11 protein-coding genes are annotated in these 14,505 nt (G+C 65.5%); 2 read left to right on the top strand and 9 right to left on the bottom strand.

From position 1 onward, the window contains the following. Window positions 1–30 precede the first annotated feature (30 nt). The 4 genes from AC56LY_RS22860 to AC56LY_RS22845 all read right to left on the bottom strand — a co-directional run bounded on the left by AC56LY_RS22860 (window position 31) and on the right by AC56LY_RS22845 (window position 5,957). Window positions 31–3,351: a DEAD/DEAH box helicase gene (locus tag AC56LY_RS22860; protein ID WP_499583380.1), complete on the bottom strand. Its 3,321-nt coding sequence runs from the start codon at window positions 3,349–3,351 to the stop codon at window positions 31–33. 58 nt (window positions 3,352–3,409) lie between these two features. After that, window positions 3,410–3,856 (bottom strand): YgiW/YdeI family stress tolerance OB fold protein, encoded by a 447-nt coding sequence (locus AC56LY_RS22855; protein ID WP_499583379.1) that lies wholly within the window; start codon window positions 3,854–3,856, stop codon window positions 3,410–3,412. A 75-nt stretch (window positions 3,857–3,931) separates the two neighbouring features. Continuing rightward, window positions 3,932–5,284, bottom strand: coding sequence for an ATP-binding protein (locus AC56LY_RS22850; RefSeq protein WP_499583378.1), 1,353 nt, complete (start codon window positions 5,282–5,284; stop codon window positions 3,932–3,934). 7 nt (window positions 5,285–5,291) lie between these two features. Next, entirely contained in the window at window positions 5,292–5,957 is a 666-nt protein-coding gene (locus AC56LY_RS22845; protein ID WP_499583377.1) for a response regulator, read from the bottom strand. A gap of 221 nt (window positions 5,958–6,178) precedes the next feature. Between AC56LY_RS22845 and AC56LY_RS22840 the strand changes: the two genes are divergently transcribed. Further along, window positions 6,179–6,505, top strand: coding sequence for a hypothetical protein (locus AC56LY_RS22840; RefSeq protein WP_499583376.1), 327 nt, complete (start codon window positions 6,179–6,181; stop codon window positions 6,503–6,505). Window positions 6,506–6,525: 20 nt separating this feature from the next. Here the strand turns inward: AC56LY_RS22840 and AC56LY_RS22835 are convergent, their stop codons facing one another. From AC56LY_RS22835 to AC56LY_RS22825, 3 genes are all read right to left on the bottom strand, one after another. Further along, window positions 6,526–6,735 (bottom strand): hypervirulence associated TUDOR domain-containing protein, encoded by a 210-nt coding sequence (locus AC56LY_RS22835; RefSeq protein WP_499583375.1) that lies wholly within the window; start codon window positions 6,733–6,735, stop codon window positions 6,526–6,528. 57 nt (window positions 6,736–6,792) lie between these two features. Beyond that, a complete protein-coding gene (locus AC56LY_RS22830; RefSeq protein WP_332530513.1) occupies window positions 6,793–7,932 on the bottom strand; it encodes a glutathione-independent formaldehyde dehydrogenase in 1,140 nt (379 codons plus the stop codon). A gap of 241 nt (window positions 7,933–8,173) precedes the next feature. Beyond that, window positions 8,174–9,691 carry a BCCT family transporter gene (locus AC56LY_RS22825; RefSeq protein ID WP_499583374.1) on the bottom strand — a complete coding sequence of 506 codons (1,518 nt, stop codon included), beginning with the start codon at window positions 9,689–9,691 and terminating at the stop codon, window positions 8,174–8,176. A 193-nt stretch (window positions 9,692–9,884) separates the two neighbouring features. Between AC56LY_RS22825 and AC56LY_RS22820 the strand changes: the two genes are divergently transcribed. Next, a complete protein-coding gene (locus AC56LY_RS22820; protein ID WP_499583373.1) occupies window positions 9,885–10,871 on the top strand; it encodes a helix-turn-helix domain-containing protein in 987 nt (328 codons plus the stop codon). Here AC56LY_RS22820 and AC56LY_RS22815 read toward each other — a convergent pair. Both AC56LY_RS22815 and AC56LY_RS22810 read right to left on the bottom strand, forming a co-directional pair. Beyond that, window positions 10,858–12,159 (bottom strand): MFS transporter, encoded by a 1,302-nt coding sequence (locus AC56LY_RS22815; RefSeq protein ID WP_499583372.1) that lies wholly within the window; start codon window positions 12,157–12,159, stop codon window positions 10,858–10,860. The genes AC56LY_RS22820 and AC56LY_RS22815 overlap by 14 nt on opposite strands. Beyond that, window positions 12,156–14,468: a family 20 glycosylhydrolase gene (locus AC56LY_RS22810; RefSeq protein ID WP_499583371.1), complete on the bottom strand. Its 2,313-nt coding sequence runs from the start codon at window positions 14,466–14,468 to the stop codon at window positions 12,156–12,158. The genes AC56LY_RS22815 and AC56LY_RS22810 overlap by 4 nt, the downstream gene beginning before the upstream one ends. Window positions 14,469–14,505 lie beyond the last annotated feature (37 nt).

The raw sequence follows: 14,505 nt of genomic DNA, 5'->3' as shown, positions 1-14,505 counted from the left end.
CAGGCCCGCCACTTCGGCGGGCCTGTTGCGTTATGGCCGTGCGTGCTCGACCGGCGAGAAAATCTCGCGCAGATCGTCAGCCCCGATGGCCGGCGCCAGTTCGGTATCCCCCGCTAGCAGGGCATTGGCCAGATCGCCTTTGCGGCGCTGCATGTCCTGGATTTTTTCTTCCAGCGTGCCGCGCGCGATCAGCTTGTAGACGAACACCGGCTGCGTCTGGCCAATGCGCCAGGCGCGGTCGGTGGCCTGGTTTTCGCTGGCCGGATTCCACCAGGGATCGTAGTGGATGACCGTATCGGCCGCCGTGAGATTGAGGCCCACGCCGCCGGCCTTCAGGCTGATCAGGAACACACCCACCTGCCCCGCCTGGAACGCAGCGACCGGCGCGGCGCGGTCGACCGTGCTGCCGGTGAGCTCGACGTAGGCGATGCTGCGCGCGTTGAGTTCATCGGCAATCAGCGCCAGCATGCTCGTGAACTGTGAAAACACCAGCACCTTGCGGCCTTCGCTGATCAAAGTATCGAGCAATTCCATCAGCGCCTCGAGCTTGGCCGAACCGCCGGCCGCACCCGTCTTGAGCAGGCGCGGATCGCAGCACACCTGACGCAACTTGAGCAGCGCTTCGAGAATCACGATGTGGCTACGCGCCAGGCCCTTGCGGTCGATCTCGTCGCGCACCTTGCGGTCCATCGCCACGCGCACCGTTTCGTACAGGTCGCGCTGCACGCCACCGAGCTCGACCGGCAGGATGATCTCGGTCTTGGGCGGCAGTTCGGTCGCTACCTTGTCCTTGGTCCGGCGCAGCATGAACGGTTTCAGGCGCCGCACCAGCAGGTCCTTGCGCCCCATGTCGCCACCCTGCTCGATCGGTTTGCGAAACACGGTGTTGAAGCCCCGCTCGTCGCCCAGCAAGCCCGGCATCAGGAAATGGAACTGCGACCACAATTCGCCCAGGTGGTTCTGCACCGGCGTGCCGGTCAGACACAGGCGATGGCGCGCATCGAGCAGGCGCGCCGTCTGCGCCGCCTTGCTGCGGCTGTTCTTGATGTACTGCGCTTCATCGAGGATCAACAGGTGATAGCGATGGCCGCGCAGCGCCACTTCATCGCGCCCTAGCAGCGCGTAGGTGGTCAGGACGACGTCGGCGTCGCCGATGCCATCGAACAGCGCCGTGCGCTCCTTGCCGTGCAACAGCAGCACGCGCAGGCCGGGCGTGAAGCGGGCCGCTTCGGCCTGCCAGTTGGGCATCAGGCTCGTGGGCGCCACGACCAGCGCCGGACGGTCGAGCCGCCCCGCTTCTTTCTCAACCAGGATGTGGGCCAGTGCCTGGATCGTCTTGCCCAGGCCCATGTCATCCGCCAGGATGCCGCCGAACTCGTACTCGCGCAGGAACTGCAGCCAGGCCAGGCCGCTGCGCTGGTAGGGTCGCAGGTCGGCCTGCAGGCCAACGGGCAGTTCGACCGGCCGGATCCCGTCAAAATCGTTGAGCTTGCGGCCCAGTGCGCGCAGGCGCTCGCCGCCCATCCAGCGCAGGTGCGCGGCCCGCTCGAGTTCGGCCAGGCGCGCCGCATCCATCACCGGCAGGCGCACCCGGCTGCCCATGCGCTCGTTGAAGTACAACTCGCCCAGCGTGACCAGGATCGGCTTGATGCGGCCCCAGGTCACGGCCACGCGTGTTTCGTCGTCGAGCTCGATCACCAGGTCGCCCTCGTCGGCGCGCGTGGCCAGGACCACCGGGTCGAACTCCTGCGGCGCGGCGCGGATCATCTTGAGCAGCAAGGGCAGCAGCGCGTGCCGCTGGCCGTTCACGACGATGCCCAGCTCGAGCGCGAACCAGGCTTGCCCGCCCTCGCCTTCTTCATCGAGTTCGGCGTACCAGTCGTCGACCTCGGCCAGGTGGTAGCGATAATCGCCTTCGATCTCGACCTGCCAGCCGGCCGCCTCCAGACGCGGCAGCGCATCGCGCACGAAGCCGACCCAGGCCGCCTCGTCGGCAAGCTGCAAGGCGCCGGGCAGATCCAGCAATGGCGAGTCGGGTGGCGGTTCGGCAAACCCGAGCCCGGTCAGCAGCGCCCGCGCCGCTGCCTCGAGCGCGGCATTGCGCACGATGAGCTGGACCTTGGTGTTCTCGACGCGGCGCAGCACCGGCCCGTCGTCGGGCTCCGCGATCCAGCCGTCGTAATCGAACATTAGCGTCGCATGGTCGTACCAGCGGTAGTCGCCGCGCTGCCTGGCCAGCATGCTGTCGAGCACCAGCAGGGGCACCGGCGCCACGTCGCTGCGCTCACGCGTTTCGAGTACCTGCGGCAGCGGAAACACGCCATCCAGGCCAAGCTCGGCCATGCGCGTCGCCACGCTGGCGCGGTGCTCCGGCCACAGCAGCGGCGCCTGCTCCACCGCGCCGAGCAGCATCTCCAGCGGCAACGGCGCCAGCAAAGCCGGCAGCGTCAGCTCCCCGATCAGGTCGCCATCGATGTAGCAGGCCGGTTCGGTTGGCAATACTTCGTCGGGAATCTGCTGTTCGCGCGCGCCGCCACCGGCAAATTGCCAGCTCAGCTGAAGCGCATCGGGATCGCCGTCGAGCGGATGCCAGTCGATCACGGCCGCGCGCTTCGGACCGGCCAGCAGCGGCGCAACCCGGCCACGGGCCAGATCCTCTGGCGTGTGGGCGCGCAGCAGCCGCTCTTGCGCGACAAGTTGCGCCAGCAAGCGTGCGCCCAGCGCACCTTCTGGCCGCGCGACGCCCAGGCCACCCGAGGCAGCCGCCAGGCCGGCGAACTGCCGCAGCAGCTCGACGTCACCGGTCGCAATCCAGGCGGGCGGATCGCGCAGCAGGCCGTGATGGTTGACGTCGCTGGAACTGGCGCCGATGCCGGCGCGCTTGCCCTGGCGGCCCTTGCGCAGATGCAGCCGGTAGTGGCCATGCAGATCCGGCACCAGGACCCAGGCCAGTATGGTCACCGCGCCCGTGCCCGACAATGCCGGCTGCGTGATCTGGCTCAGCTGCGAGAGCTGCATGAGCCAGTGCTGCGCGACGGCGTTGGCCGCACCAGGCGCCTGTCGGGCTTCGCGTTCGCGGCACTCGATGTCCTTGATCAGGACCGCCACCACGTGCTTGCAGTTGTAGCCGACCGGGCAGGTGCAGCGACCGTCGAAGTTGATTTGCTCGCGCCGCGTGAACACACGGATGGTCTGATGGTAAATCGCCCCGCCGCTGCCGGCAACTTCGCCAATCAGCCGGTCGGCCTGCCACTGCGCAACCAGGACATGGCCGTCATCGGCGTAATCGTGGCCACGCTTCAGGGCGCCGGCGTCGAAGTTGTGCGTCAGGTCGGCGTAATCGTAATGCATGGGCGAATCGGGCAATCATGGCGGCGAAGTCACCATTATCGCCCGAACACGTCAATTCTTACTGCGCGACGACCTTGATCTGCTCGACGTCCACGGTAGAGTCGCCGAACATTTCCTTGTCGAACTCGCCGGTGAGTTCCACCAGCGTGTTGTGATCGACCGTCACGCCGGCCGGAAATCGATCAGCGTCGATCTCGACCATGATCTTGCCGCTGGCGTCGATGAACTCGTAGTTCTCGTCGCCCTTGTGGCTGGTGAGCTTGCCCTTGAGGCGCACGTACTGGTCGTCCTTGCCATTGGCCAGCAAGTCCTTGGCGGTCATCAACGGCGCGCCCGATGGACCGGCATAGCCCGCTGGCACGGCCTTGGTGGCCGGGGTGGCAGTTGGCGCTACGGTGGCGGTTGCAGCCGGCGTTGCAGTCTGGTTTGCAGCGGTCTGGGCGACAGCAGCGGCCGAACCGGTGATCAACAGGGCGATGCAGGCGATGTGCGAAATACGTTTCATGGTCAGTCCTCGGTAGTTGGTGGGTCGTTGCCTGCACAGCGTTGGCAGGCACAGACGCATTACACCGACGGGACATTAAACCGATCTTAAGGACGCGTCGAAGTCGAGCGTCACACCGAGTCCGCGCCCGTCCAGGCCTGTGCCGAAGGTCAGCGCGATGCCATGCAGATCGGCGATGCGCCTGACGATCGACAGCCCGAGCCCGCTGCCCGGCTGGCCCTGCCCCAGCACGCGGAAGAAGCGCTCGCTCAGGCGCGCGCGGCTGGCTTCATCGACTCCCGGGCCGTTGTCGCGCACGGCAATGCGGTCGAATCCGCCATGCCGGCGCGCATCGATCTCGATGCGGCTGCCGTCCGGGCAATAGCGCAGCGCGTTGTCGAGCAGGTTACGCAGCACGATGTCGAGCATCTGCAGGTCGGCCTCCACGTAGTCGAGTTCGCAGTGCACGGCGATGCGGATGCCGCGCCCCGCCGCTTCCTGCGCATGCGCGTCCATGAGGCGCTCAAGCAGCGCCGGCAAGGGCACCGGCTGGCGCACCAGCTGTTCGCGCGCCAGCGGGTCCAGGCGCGCCAGCGTCAGGAGGCTGTCGACCAGCCCGGTCGTGCGCGCGATATCGTGGCGCAGCTTCTGGAACGGCGCGGCCAGTTCGGGATGCTGGCGCTGCAGCAGTTGCACATGCATGTGCAGGCCCGCCAGCGGTGTGCGCAGCTCGTGCGCGGCGTCGGCAGTGAAGCGGCGCTCGGCCTGCAGCGCCGCTTCCAGGCGGCCCAGCACGCCATTGAGCGCCTGCACGATCGGCAGCACTTCGCGCGCCTGCCCGGCGGTGGACACCTGCGTCAGGTCGTGCGGCGTCTTGGCCGCGATGCTTGCCGCCGTCTGGCGCAGGGGTTTCAACACGCGCCCGGTCAGCACCCAGCACACGAGCGCCAGGAGCAGCAGGAAGCCCAGCACGGGCAGCCACAGCGATTCGGCCAGCTCTTCGAGGATGTCGACGCGTTTGCTCTGCTGCTGGCCGACCTGGACCTCGACGCTGCGCGCCGCGTCGCGCACGACGAACACGCGCCACGGATCGCCGTTGTTGCGCACGTCGGCAAAGCCGTCCTGCTCATCGAAATCCGTCACGAACGGCTGCGCGGGCGCGCCCCCGGTACGCTGGATGACGCGCCCGTCCGCTACGATCTGGTACTGCATGTCGACCTTGCGGCCAGGCCGGCTTTCGAGACCTGGCCGTAGCAACAGGCCGCGCTCGTTCCAGTCGGTGGTGGCGGCCATGATCATGTGGCCCGATTCTTCGAGCGCATCGTCGAACACGTCGTTGGTTTCCTGCCAGGCGATGACGGTGACGATGCCCAGGCTCGCCAGCCACAGCACGGTGCTGGCGGCAACGATTGCCGTCAGCAGGCGCCGGCGCAGCGACCAAGGCTGCACAGGCGACTCATTCACCATCGTTCTTCATCCGGTAACCCAGGCCGCGCACGGTGACGATGCTGTCGCTGCCGAACTTCTTGCGCAGATTGTGCACGTAGACTTCGATCGCATTGCTCTCGACTTCGTCGCCCCAGCCGTACAGCGTCTCTTCGATCTGGGCGCGGGTGACGATGCTGTTCTTGCGCAGCAGTAGCGCGTACAGCACGTTGTACTCGCGCGCCGTCAGCGAGACGGGCGCACCACGCAGGCTGGCCACCTTGGTGTCCAGGTTCAGGGCGATCTCGCCATGCACGAGGTCATTGCTCACCTGATTCGCGCCGCGGCGCACGGCCGCGCGGATGCGGGCCGACATTTCTTCGAGCTCGAACGGCTTGACGAGGTAGTCGTCAGCGCCCAGATCCAGGCCCTCGACGCGATCGGCCAGCGCATTGAAGGCCGTGATCAGGATGACGGCCACGCCGTTTCCGGCGGCGCGCAACTGGCCGAGCAAGGCATCGCCGGACAAGCCTGGCAAGCCGCGGTCGAGCAGCACGCAATCATAGTGATGCGTCATCAGGGCCGTCTGCGCGGAGTCGCCGCGCTGGACCCAGTCGACAGCGTGACCATCGAGGCGCAACCAGGCCTGGATGGTGTCGCCAAGGGAAAGGTCGTCTTCGACGAGCAGGATGCGCATAGTGTGGGATGAGTAGATGAAATGCCTTGCCTTGCCATGCTTGCGCGGCAAGATGAACCGAATCTTAAGGCACAGGCGACGCAGATGAGAATGCGCGAGTTTTGAATGATGTTCGATGCCGTAGACTAGCAATTTTCCACGTTCGAATTCAAGCCATGACATTCCGACTTGCATTGACTCGCCTTGCTACGCCGGCAGCCTCGCTGATAATGTGCCTCGGCATGCTGGCAACCAGCTCGGCGCTGGCTGCCGACACCAATTTTTGTACATCGATGTGCGAATCGACGCAGCGCGAATGCCGCGTCGAGGCCAGTTCGGGCGGCAAGGAGCGCTTCATGCCACCGCCTGAGACCGCTGCCCGCAATCCGCTGGCGCGAACGGCCGAGGGTGAAGTGCCGGGCCAAGGTGCGCGCGCCCTGCAGGCTGCAGGCGACACGCACCGCCGGATGGACCGGACTGGGGCGTGTGAGAAGTCATTCCAGCAGTGCAAGCGCAGTTGCGTCGTCCAGACCGGAACGAAACAGCAGGCAGCACCAGCGCAGCGCTAGCCCTTCGAGCAGCAAAGGCGTTACGCTTTCTTCAGCGCAGACGCCTTGTGCGCCGCCTCCGCGCCGGTCTTGTCACTGACCACCAGGTATTCCGGATGTTCTTTGGACGCCGCGACATGGTGACTCTTGATGTCGGTCGGCGCCGTCAACTTCTTCTTGATCTTGCCGGTGACCGTGCCCTGGGATGACGCCCACTCCACCTTGTCGCCAGCCTTGAACGTTGTCGTCATGACCCTGCTCCTTTCAGCGATGACGTGAACCGGGATGTCCCCGGTCCACGTTGAACCTTACTGGCCAGGCTTGAGGATCACCTTGGTCCAGCCATCAGCACGCTCATCGAACTTCTTGTACGCGTGCGGCGCTTCGTCCAGCGACAGCTCGTGCGAGATGATCTGCGACGGCTTGGCGCGGCCGGCGTGGATCAGCTTGGCGAGGCTGCGGTTGTACGCCTTGACGTTAGCCTGGCCGTTGCCGATGCGCTGGCCCTTGAACCACAATTTGCCGTAGTCGAACGCCAGCTTGCCTTCCTTGGCCAGCTCGTCTTTCGCACCCGGATCTTCCGGCAGGAACACGCCCACCACGCCGATGCCGCCGGTTGGCTTGACCGCTTCGACCAGATTGTTCATCGTCAGGTTTGGCACTTCCTTGCCGTGCTTGTCGCAGCACTGGTAGCCAACGCATTCGCAACCGCAATCGGCGCCCTGGCCGTCCGTCAGTTCCTTGATCTGCGCGGCGCCATCGCCTTCGATGTCATTGATGCCGATCGCGCCCATCTTTTCGGCCAGCGCCAGGCGGTCCTTGTTCGGGTCGACGACGAACACGCGGCTCGCACCCTTGAGGAAGGCCGACATCGCGGCCATCAGGCCCACCGGACCGGCGCCATAGATGGCCACCGAGTCGCCCGGCTTCATCTGCGCCAGTTCGGTCGCGTGATAGCCGGTCGGGAAAATATCCGATAGCATCACGTAATCGTTTTCCTTTTCTTGCGCATCCTTTGGCAGCACCAGGCAATTGAAGTCGCCGTATGGCACGCGCAGCAGTTCAGCCTGGCCACCGCTGTACGGGCCCATGCCGGCAAAGCCGTAGGCCGCGCCCGCGTTGCCCGGGTTGCAGGTCAGGCAAAAACCAGTCAGGCCGCGCTCGCAACTTTCGCAAAAGCCGCAGCCGATATTGAATGGCAGGCAGACCATGTCGCCGACCTTGACGCGGTCGACAGCCTTGCCGACAGCGATGACTTCACCCATGTTCTCGTGACCCAGAATGCGGCCCGTTTCCATGCTGGTACGGCCTTCGTACATGTGCAGGTCGGAGCCGCAGATGTTGGTCGTGGTGATGCGCACCAGCACATCGGTTGGCTTCTCGATGGTGGCGTCCGGCACGTTCTTGATCTGGACGTCGCATGGTCCGTTGTAGACAAGTGCTTTCATTGGGTTCCCTTCGTGAGGCGTTCGGTGAATAAAACACCTACTTTGGGAGGCGCACGATTGATGCTCTGTTCGCCAGGTCACACACTGCGGGGCAGCGGCGCATGCGCCTACGTGACATTGTCCATCAGCACGCCAAGTCGATAACCACAGGAAATTTGACAGCGTGCCAGAGCACCTGCGCCCAAGAAAAACGGCCAGCCCGCAACTGCGGCTGGCCGTTCGTGTCGTACGAAATGAACGCTTACTTTTCGACGATCTGGCGCACGCGGCGGCGCAGTTCGCGTTCCTGCTTCTCGTGCGCTGCCCAGTCTTCACGCACCCCACGCCAGAGCGAGATCAACATCAGGATGATCACCAGAGAGAACGGCACGGCAAACACGATGGTCGCTGTCTGCAGCGCCTTCAGCCCCCCCGCCAGTAACAGGCTGATCGCAATACCGGCGATCAAACCACCCCACAACAGCTTGGTGCGGGTCGATGGATTCGGATTGCCACCGCTGCTCATCATGCCCAGTACCAGCACGGCCGAATCGCCCGACGTGACAAAGAACACCAGCACCAGGATCGTGGCCACGCCCGACATCAGCATACCGAACGGCATTGCGTCGAACATCGCGAACAGCGCAGTGGCCGTGTCGGCGCGCACGGCGTCGGCAATCGGGATCTGCTGCCAGATCTGCATGTGCAGCGCCGTGCCGCCAAAGATCGAGAACCAGATGAACGCCGCCAGCGTCGGCGCCAGCATGGTGCCCAGGATGAATTCACGGATCGTGCGGCCACGCGAGACGCGGGCGATGAACAGGCCCACGAATGGCGACCACGAAATCCACCAGGCCCAGTAGAAGATGGTCCAGCTGCCGACCCAGGTGCTGTCGCGGAACGGCGTCGCGCGCAGGCTCATGCGGACGAATTCGGTAACGTAGTTGCCCAGCGTGCTGGTCAGCGTGTCGATGATCGCCACGGTCGGGCCAAGGATGAACACGGCCAGCGCCAGCAGCGCGGCCAGGGACATGTTGGCGTTCGAGAGGATCTTGACGCCGCGCGTGACACCGCTGACGGCTGAGCCGAGGAACATGACAGTAGCCAACACGATGATGCCGATCTGCGACGCCTCGCTCACTTGCAGGCCGAACACGGTGTTCAGGCCGTTGTTGATCTGCAGCGCGCCCACGCCAAGCGACGCTGCCACACCGAAGGCAGTCGCAACCACGGCCAGTCCGTTGAAGAACCCGCCCATGTGCTTGACGATCGGCCATGGCAGCGCGTCCGTCACGGTGCTGACCAGGGCGACACCGCCGCGCCGGTACTGGAAGAAGGCAATGGCCAAAGCCACGGCGCTGTACACCGCCCACGGGTGGATACCCCAATGGAAGAAGGTGTAACGCATGGCAGCGCCCGCTGCTTCCGGCGTGTTCGACACGGTGCCGGGCGGCGCTTCGATATAGTGCGAGATCGGTTCAGCCACGCCAAAGAACACGAGGCCGATACCCATGCCGGCGGCAAACAGCATCGAGAACCAGCTGCCCAACGCGAATTCCGGCTCGTCGTCATCGCCGCCGAGCTTGAGGTTGCCGTAACGGCTGAAGGCCAGGAAGGCAACGAACACCACCATGCCGAGAACGACCCAGAGGTAGAACCAACCGAAGTTGCGGGTGACGGTAGCAAGCGCGGTCTCGAAGACTGGGCCCATGGTGTCGGGCGAAATAACGCCCCACAGAACAATGGCGAGAATGAAGCCCGCCGATAATGCTGTCTGCATAATTTCTCCAGAGACAGAACGCGCGGGGCGTTGTGATAATCAAATGACCACGCAATTGTAAATGAATTGCCAACTTGCTGCGGCGCAACAATTCTCCCGTGCTAGCTGTCCATACGTGACATTTTTGTATTTTTCAGGCTACACATAGTTCGCCGCGGCAGCGGGTTTGGTCGCATAATTCATCAACGCTGTCATGACGATCTTCAATATGCCACTGACCCACGCCGCCCACGCCACCTTCACGCACCGCATGTTACCTGCTGCCGCCTGCGTGGCGCCCCGGGTGTCGGTGTCGCGTCTGTCGCGCCTGTACGAAGTCATGGACCTGATGCTCGATTCGGTCGGCGACCCGCTTGCCCTGGGCAGCCTGGCCGCATCCGCCAAATATTCGAGCTATCACTTCGACCGCATCTTCCGAGAGCTGACCGGTTTTTCGGCAGTGGAATACCAGCGCAAGCGGCGCCTGCGCCGCGCCGCGCACCTGCTGCGCCATGAACCGGACGTGCCCGTCGGTCGCATCGCGCAGGATTGCGGCTTTCCGTCCAATGCAGCGTTCGCCAAGGCCTTCCGCCAGCAGTTCGGCATGCCCGCCAAATCCTGGCGCGACGGCGGCTGGCGCATCTATATGGATGCCCAGGTCGGGCGCGAAAGCGATGTCAGTTTTTTTGTCGCCGAGCCGGGCGAACTCACCGCGCTGAATGCCCCTTACTGCGCTCCCGTGCCGGGCAGCGTCGCCGCGCGCGTCACGCTGCGCCAGTTACCGGCCCTGCAGCTGCGCTACCAGCGCTTCTTCGGCCAGTCCGGCGCGGCGCTGTCGCTGGCCTGCAATGCCTTTATCTGCGCGCAGGAAAGCGCCGGCATGCCACGCGGGGCGCCGTGGTACGGCGTGTTTGACGAAGATCCGGGGTTTACGGGCGAGCGCGAATACTGCTACGACTTCGGCTTCGACGCCGGCGTGCTGGCCGACCCGGGCCTGGGGCTGCGCGTGCTGCCGGCCGGAATGGTGGCGATCCTCGAGTTTCGCGGCGAGTGGCCGCGCTTTCGCGCGATGTACGAAGACTGGCTCGAACACCAGAGCGTGTGGCGGCTCGATGCGACGCGGCCCCATGTCCAGAAGGTCGCGCGCACCGAAGATGGCGGCTGGCAGGGCTGGCTGGCCCTTCCCGTCAAGCGGCGCTGACTTCGCCAGGCGCCTCGATGCGCATGAAGCGGCTCAGCACCAGCACCGGCAGCGCTGCCACCAGCACCCACAGAAAGAAATCCCGGTAACCCAGCGCCTGCTGGATGTCGCCGCTGATCGTGCGGAACAACACAAAGCCCAGTTGCATGAAGCCGGTGCCCAGCGCATAGTGCGCCGCCTGGTACGGGCCGCTGGCGACGACCTGCATGATGAACAGGATCACGCCGACAAAGCCGAAGCCATAGCCAAACATCTCGAGCCCCAGTGCGCTGACGATTAACGGCATCGAGACGGGCTGCGCGTCGCTCAGGTACCAGAACACGGCATTGGGCAGGTTCATCGCCAGGATCAGCAGCGGCAATGCGCGCTTGAGGCCCAGCCACGCCGTGAAGTAGCCGCCCGCAATGCTGCCGATCAAAAAGGCGGCCGTGCCGACGGTGCCGTACACCCAGCCCACCTGCGCGGTGCTCAAGCCCAGGCCACCGGCCTCACGCGCGTCGCGGAGAAACAGCGGGCCGATCGACTGGATCTGCCCTTCGCCGGCCCGAAACAGGATGATGAACAGGATCGCCAGCCAGATCCCGCGCTTGGCAAAGAAGGTCTTGAACACGTCGGCCAGCGTGGCCTTGACGTCGCGCGCATGACGGATCCGCCCCGCGAGCTTGGGCGTGGCCGGCAGCGCGTGCCAGTGGTACAGGCCCAGCGTCACCATCAGGCCACCAAGTAGCAGGAACACGACGGTCCAGGCGGAAGCGATGCCGAAGCGTTCTTCGAGTTCGCCCGCCAGGATCAAGAGCCCGCCGAGCGAGAGGAACTTGGCGGCGTTGAAGAAGGCGCCCTGCCAGCCGGCATACGCCGCCTGCTCGCGCGACGTCAGGCTGCTGATATAGATGCCGTCGGCGACGATGTCGTGGGTGCTTGAGGCCAGCGACACGATCGCCAGCAGCGCGAGGCACAAGGCAAACCACATCGGCAGTTGCAGGGCCAGCGCAACAAGGGCCAGGCAGGCGCCACCAAAGATCTGGCAGGTGACGACCGCCATGCGCCGACTCGGTGCCAGTTCCAGGAACGGACTCCACAGCGCCTTGAAGGCCCAGGCCAGGCCAAGAAGCCCCGTCCAGCGGGCGATCTGGTCGTTCGGCACGCCCATGCTCTTGAGCATCTGGCCGGCGACCAGCGCCACCGCATAGAACGGCAAGCCCTGCGCCAGGTACAGCGTGGGGACCCATGACAGCGGGTGGCGCCGTGGCGCATGGTTGACCGGAGCAGCGACCAGCGTCTCGTTCATGGCGATTCCAGATGTAGGGTGACGATGCGGCTCACGCGACCGTGCGTGTCGATGCTGGCCAGTTTCACGACGCGCACGCCATGCAGCGGCGCCGGGTGAACGTAACGGGGACTGCCCGCGTCCGGGTCGCGGCCATCGACAGTGTAATGCAGGCCCAGTCCCGGAAAAGCGGTATTCGCCCGCAGCACGCCGTCCTCTACCAGGGCGCCCGGCGGCGGCAGGCGGTAGTGCCAGCCATGGCGATCAAGGCGCGGCAGCTCGCGCCGCCCGAGTCTGTTGGCGAATTCATTCCAGTCCGGCTTCGTGTCCTGTGGCGACCACGCGCGTTCGGCCAGGCCGAGCAGGCGCGGCATGGCCAGATACTCGAGCCGCGCGCGCGAGCACACGTTCTCGCCCCATAGCTGGCCTTGCAGGCCGGTGACGCCGGTGCTCGGCGCCAGATCGAATGCGTCGCGCGTGCCCACGAAACCGGCCCAGTAATAGCCTGGCTCCAGCGGATGCTTGGCGTGGGCAAAATCGAAATACAGGCTGGTGGCATTGGCCAGTACGACGTCGAAACCGGCAGCGGCCAGTTCGGTGGCGCAATCGCGTTCGTGCGGCAAGCCGCCGTTGTTCCAGACATAGACATGGAAGTCGCGCCCGGCCTGGCGCCGGTCGGGCGCCAGCACGCCATCGGCGCGCGGTGTCAACGCCGTTTCTTCCCAGCCCGCAAACGCGATGCCGTGACGCGCCAGAATCGCGCGGCAGCGCGCCTGGAAGTCGTCGCGCAACTCGCGCACATCCGTCCAGCCATGCGCGCGCATGCTGGCCTGGCAGACGGGCGAACCGACCCAGGCGCCGCCAGGGACTTCGTCGCCGCCCGTGTGCAGCACCTGCAGCGGTGCATCTGCTGCGCGGTACAGCGCCGCCACTTCAGTGACGACGGTGTCGATGAAGCGATCGACCGACGGCAGCGCAATGCACATCACATTGTCGTGCCACAGCTGCACCGATTCATAGGCCGACGTATCGGCCGGGTCGCTCAGCAAATACTCGTCGGCGCCGGCGAGGTCGCCCGCTGCCATCAGGCGCGCATGCCGCACGCGCATCGCTTCGACCGCCGCGCGAGCGTGGCCCGGCAGATTGAATTCGGGGATCACATCGATGTGGCGCGCTTTCGCATGGCGCAGGATCGTGACGAACTCGTCGGCCGTATAGAAGCCGCTGCCGCTGGATGCATCGATGGCGGCGCCGGAGCCAAACGACGGTGGCAGACACGGTCTGCCGGGATGCGCAACGCCACGCTGCGCGCCAATGGCGGTCAGTTCGGGCAAGGCGGCAATCGCCAGACGCCAGCCCTCGTCGTCGGTCAGGTGAAAATGGAAGCGATTGAGTTTATACGCGGCCATGCAGTCCAGCAGGCGCAGCACGGTGTCGACGCTGGAAAAGTGGCGGGCAACGTCGAGCATCATGCCGCGATAGGCATAGCGCGGCGCGTCCTGCACCGCCCCCATGGGCAGCACGCCATCGGGCGAGACCAGCTGCGCCAGGCTTTGCAGGCCGTTGAAGACGCCGTGCGCGCTGGCGCCCGTGAGCACCACGCCCTGATCGTCGATGTCGAGCGAATACGCTTCATCCCCGGCTTCGGTGACCGGTCCGATGGCGAGCGTCACCGCGCCCTCGCCCGGCGGCAGGTCGGCCAGCAGCGCGCGCAGGAACCGCACTTCATTGTCCAGCCCTGCTCCATGCACGATCGACGCGTCGGGTCCCAGCAGGTACTCGCCGCCAGTAAAGCGCGCCGAGCGTGGACACGGCGTGATACGCCCGACCTCGGCCTCGGGCAGATACGACAGCGCCGCATTCTGGGTAAAGCGCCAGGCCGCATCGGCAGTGGGCACCGCGTCGCTCCGGTTGCGCTGGCGCTGCTCAATGCGCACGAACGGCGCGATGACCGGATCGCCCAGGTCGACGGCCGCGCCGCCCTGCCCCGGCAGCAGGTAAAACCCCAGCGGCGCATCGGTGATGCTGATCGCCCAGTGCAGCGCTTCGTAGTCGAGCGTGTGTGTCTGCCCCGGCATCCAGGCGTCGCCACCCGGCATCGACAGTGCGAACAGGTCGCCATTGACGTGCGCGATGGCGTAGCCGGCACTGACCGTCTCGGCCAGGATCTTGCGGCAGGTGTTGAAGCACAGCGTCCAGCCAGGCGCGATAGGCGCACCGCCATCATTGCGCAGCACGAGGCGCGCGCTGAACGCGTCGTCGCGGATGAAATTGCTCAGGCACTCCCAGGCGATGTGGATCGCCGGGCCGCCATCGGATCGGTCCGTCATGGGTGTCCAGTTGAAGGCGGGGCGGCCGAAGCCGCCC

Source organism: Telluria sp. ZT3P25, assembly GCF_059685895.1.
This window is presented reverse-complemented; position numbering and strand designations above follow the sequence as displayed.

Bases quoted from the DNA above. Each gene is read 5' to 3' on its own strand.
- AC56LY_RS22840 (WP_499583376.1), top strand. From the start codon at position 6,179: ATGCTGGCAACCAGCTCGGCGCTGGCTGCCGACACCAATTTTTGTACA.
- AC56LY_RS22845 (WP_499583377.1), bottom strand. From the start codon at position 5,957: ATGCGCATCCTGCTCGTCGAAGACGACCTTTCCCTTGGCGACACCATC.
- AC56LY_RS22855 (WP_499583379.1), bottom strand. From the start codon at position 3,856: ATGAAACGTATTTCGCACATCGCCTGCATCGCCCTGTTGATCACCGGT.
- AC56LY_RS22830 (WP_332530513.1), bottom strand. From the start codon at position 7,932: ATGAAAGCACTTGTCTACAACGGACCATGCGACGTCCAGATCAAGAAC.
- AC56LY_RS22810 (WP_499583371.1), bottom strand. From the start codon at position 14,468: ATGACGGACCGATCCGATGGCGGCCCGGCGATCCACATCGCCTGGGAG.
- AC56LY_RS22835 (WP_499583375.1), bottom strand. From the start codon at position 6,735: ATGACGACAACGTTCAAGGCTGGCGACAAGGTGGAGTGGGCGTCATCC.
- AC56LY_RS22825 (WP_499583374.1), bottom strand. From the start codon at position 9,691: ATGCAGACAGCATTATCGGCGGGCTTCATTCTCGCCATTGTTCTGTGG.
- AC56LY_RS22860 (WP_499583380.1), bottom strand. From the start codon at position 3,351: ATGCATTACGATTACGCCGACCTGACGCACAACTTCGACGCCGGCGCC.
- AC56LY_RS22820 (WP_499583373.1), top strand. From the start codon at position 9,885: ATGACGATCTTCAATATGCCACTGACCCACGCCGCCCACGCCACCTTC.
- AC56LY_RS22815 (WP_499583372.1), bottom strand. From the start codon at position 12,159: ATGAACGAGACGCTGGTCGCTGCTCCGGTCAACCATGCGCCACGGCGC.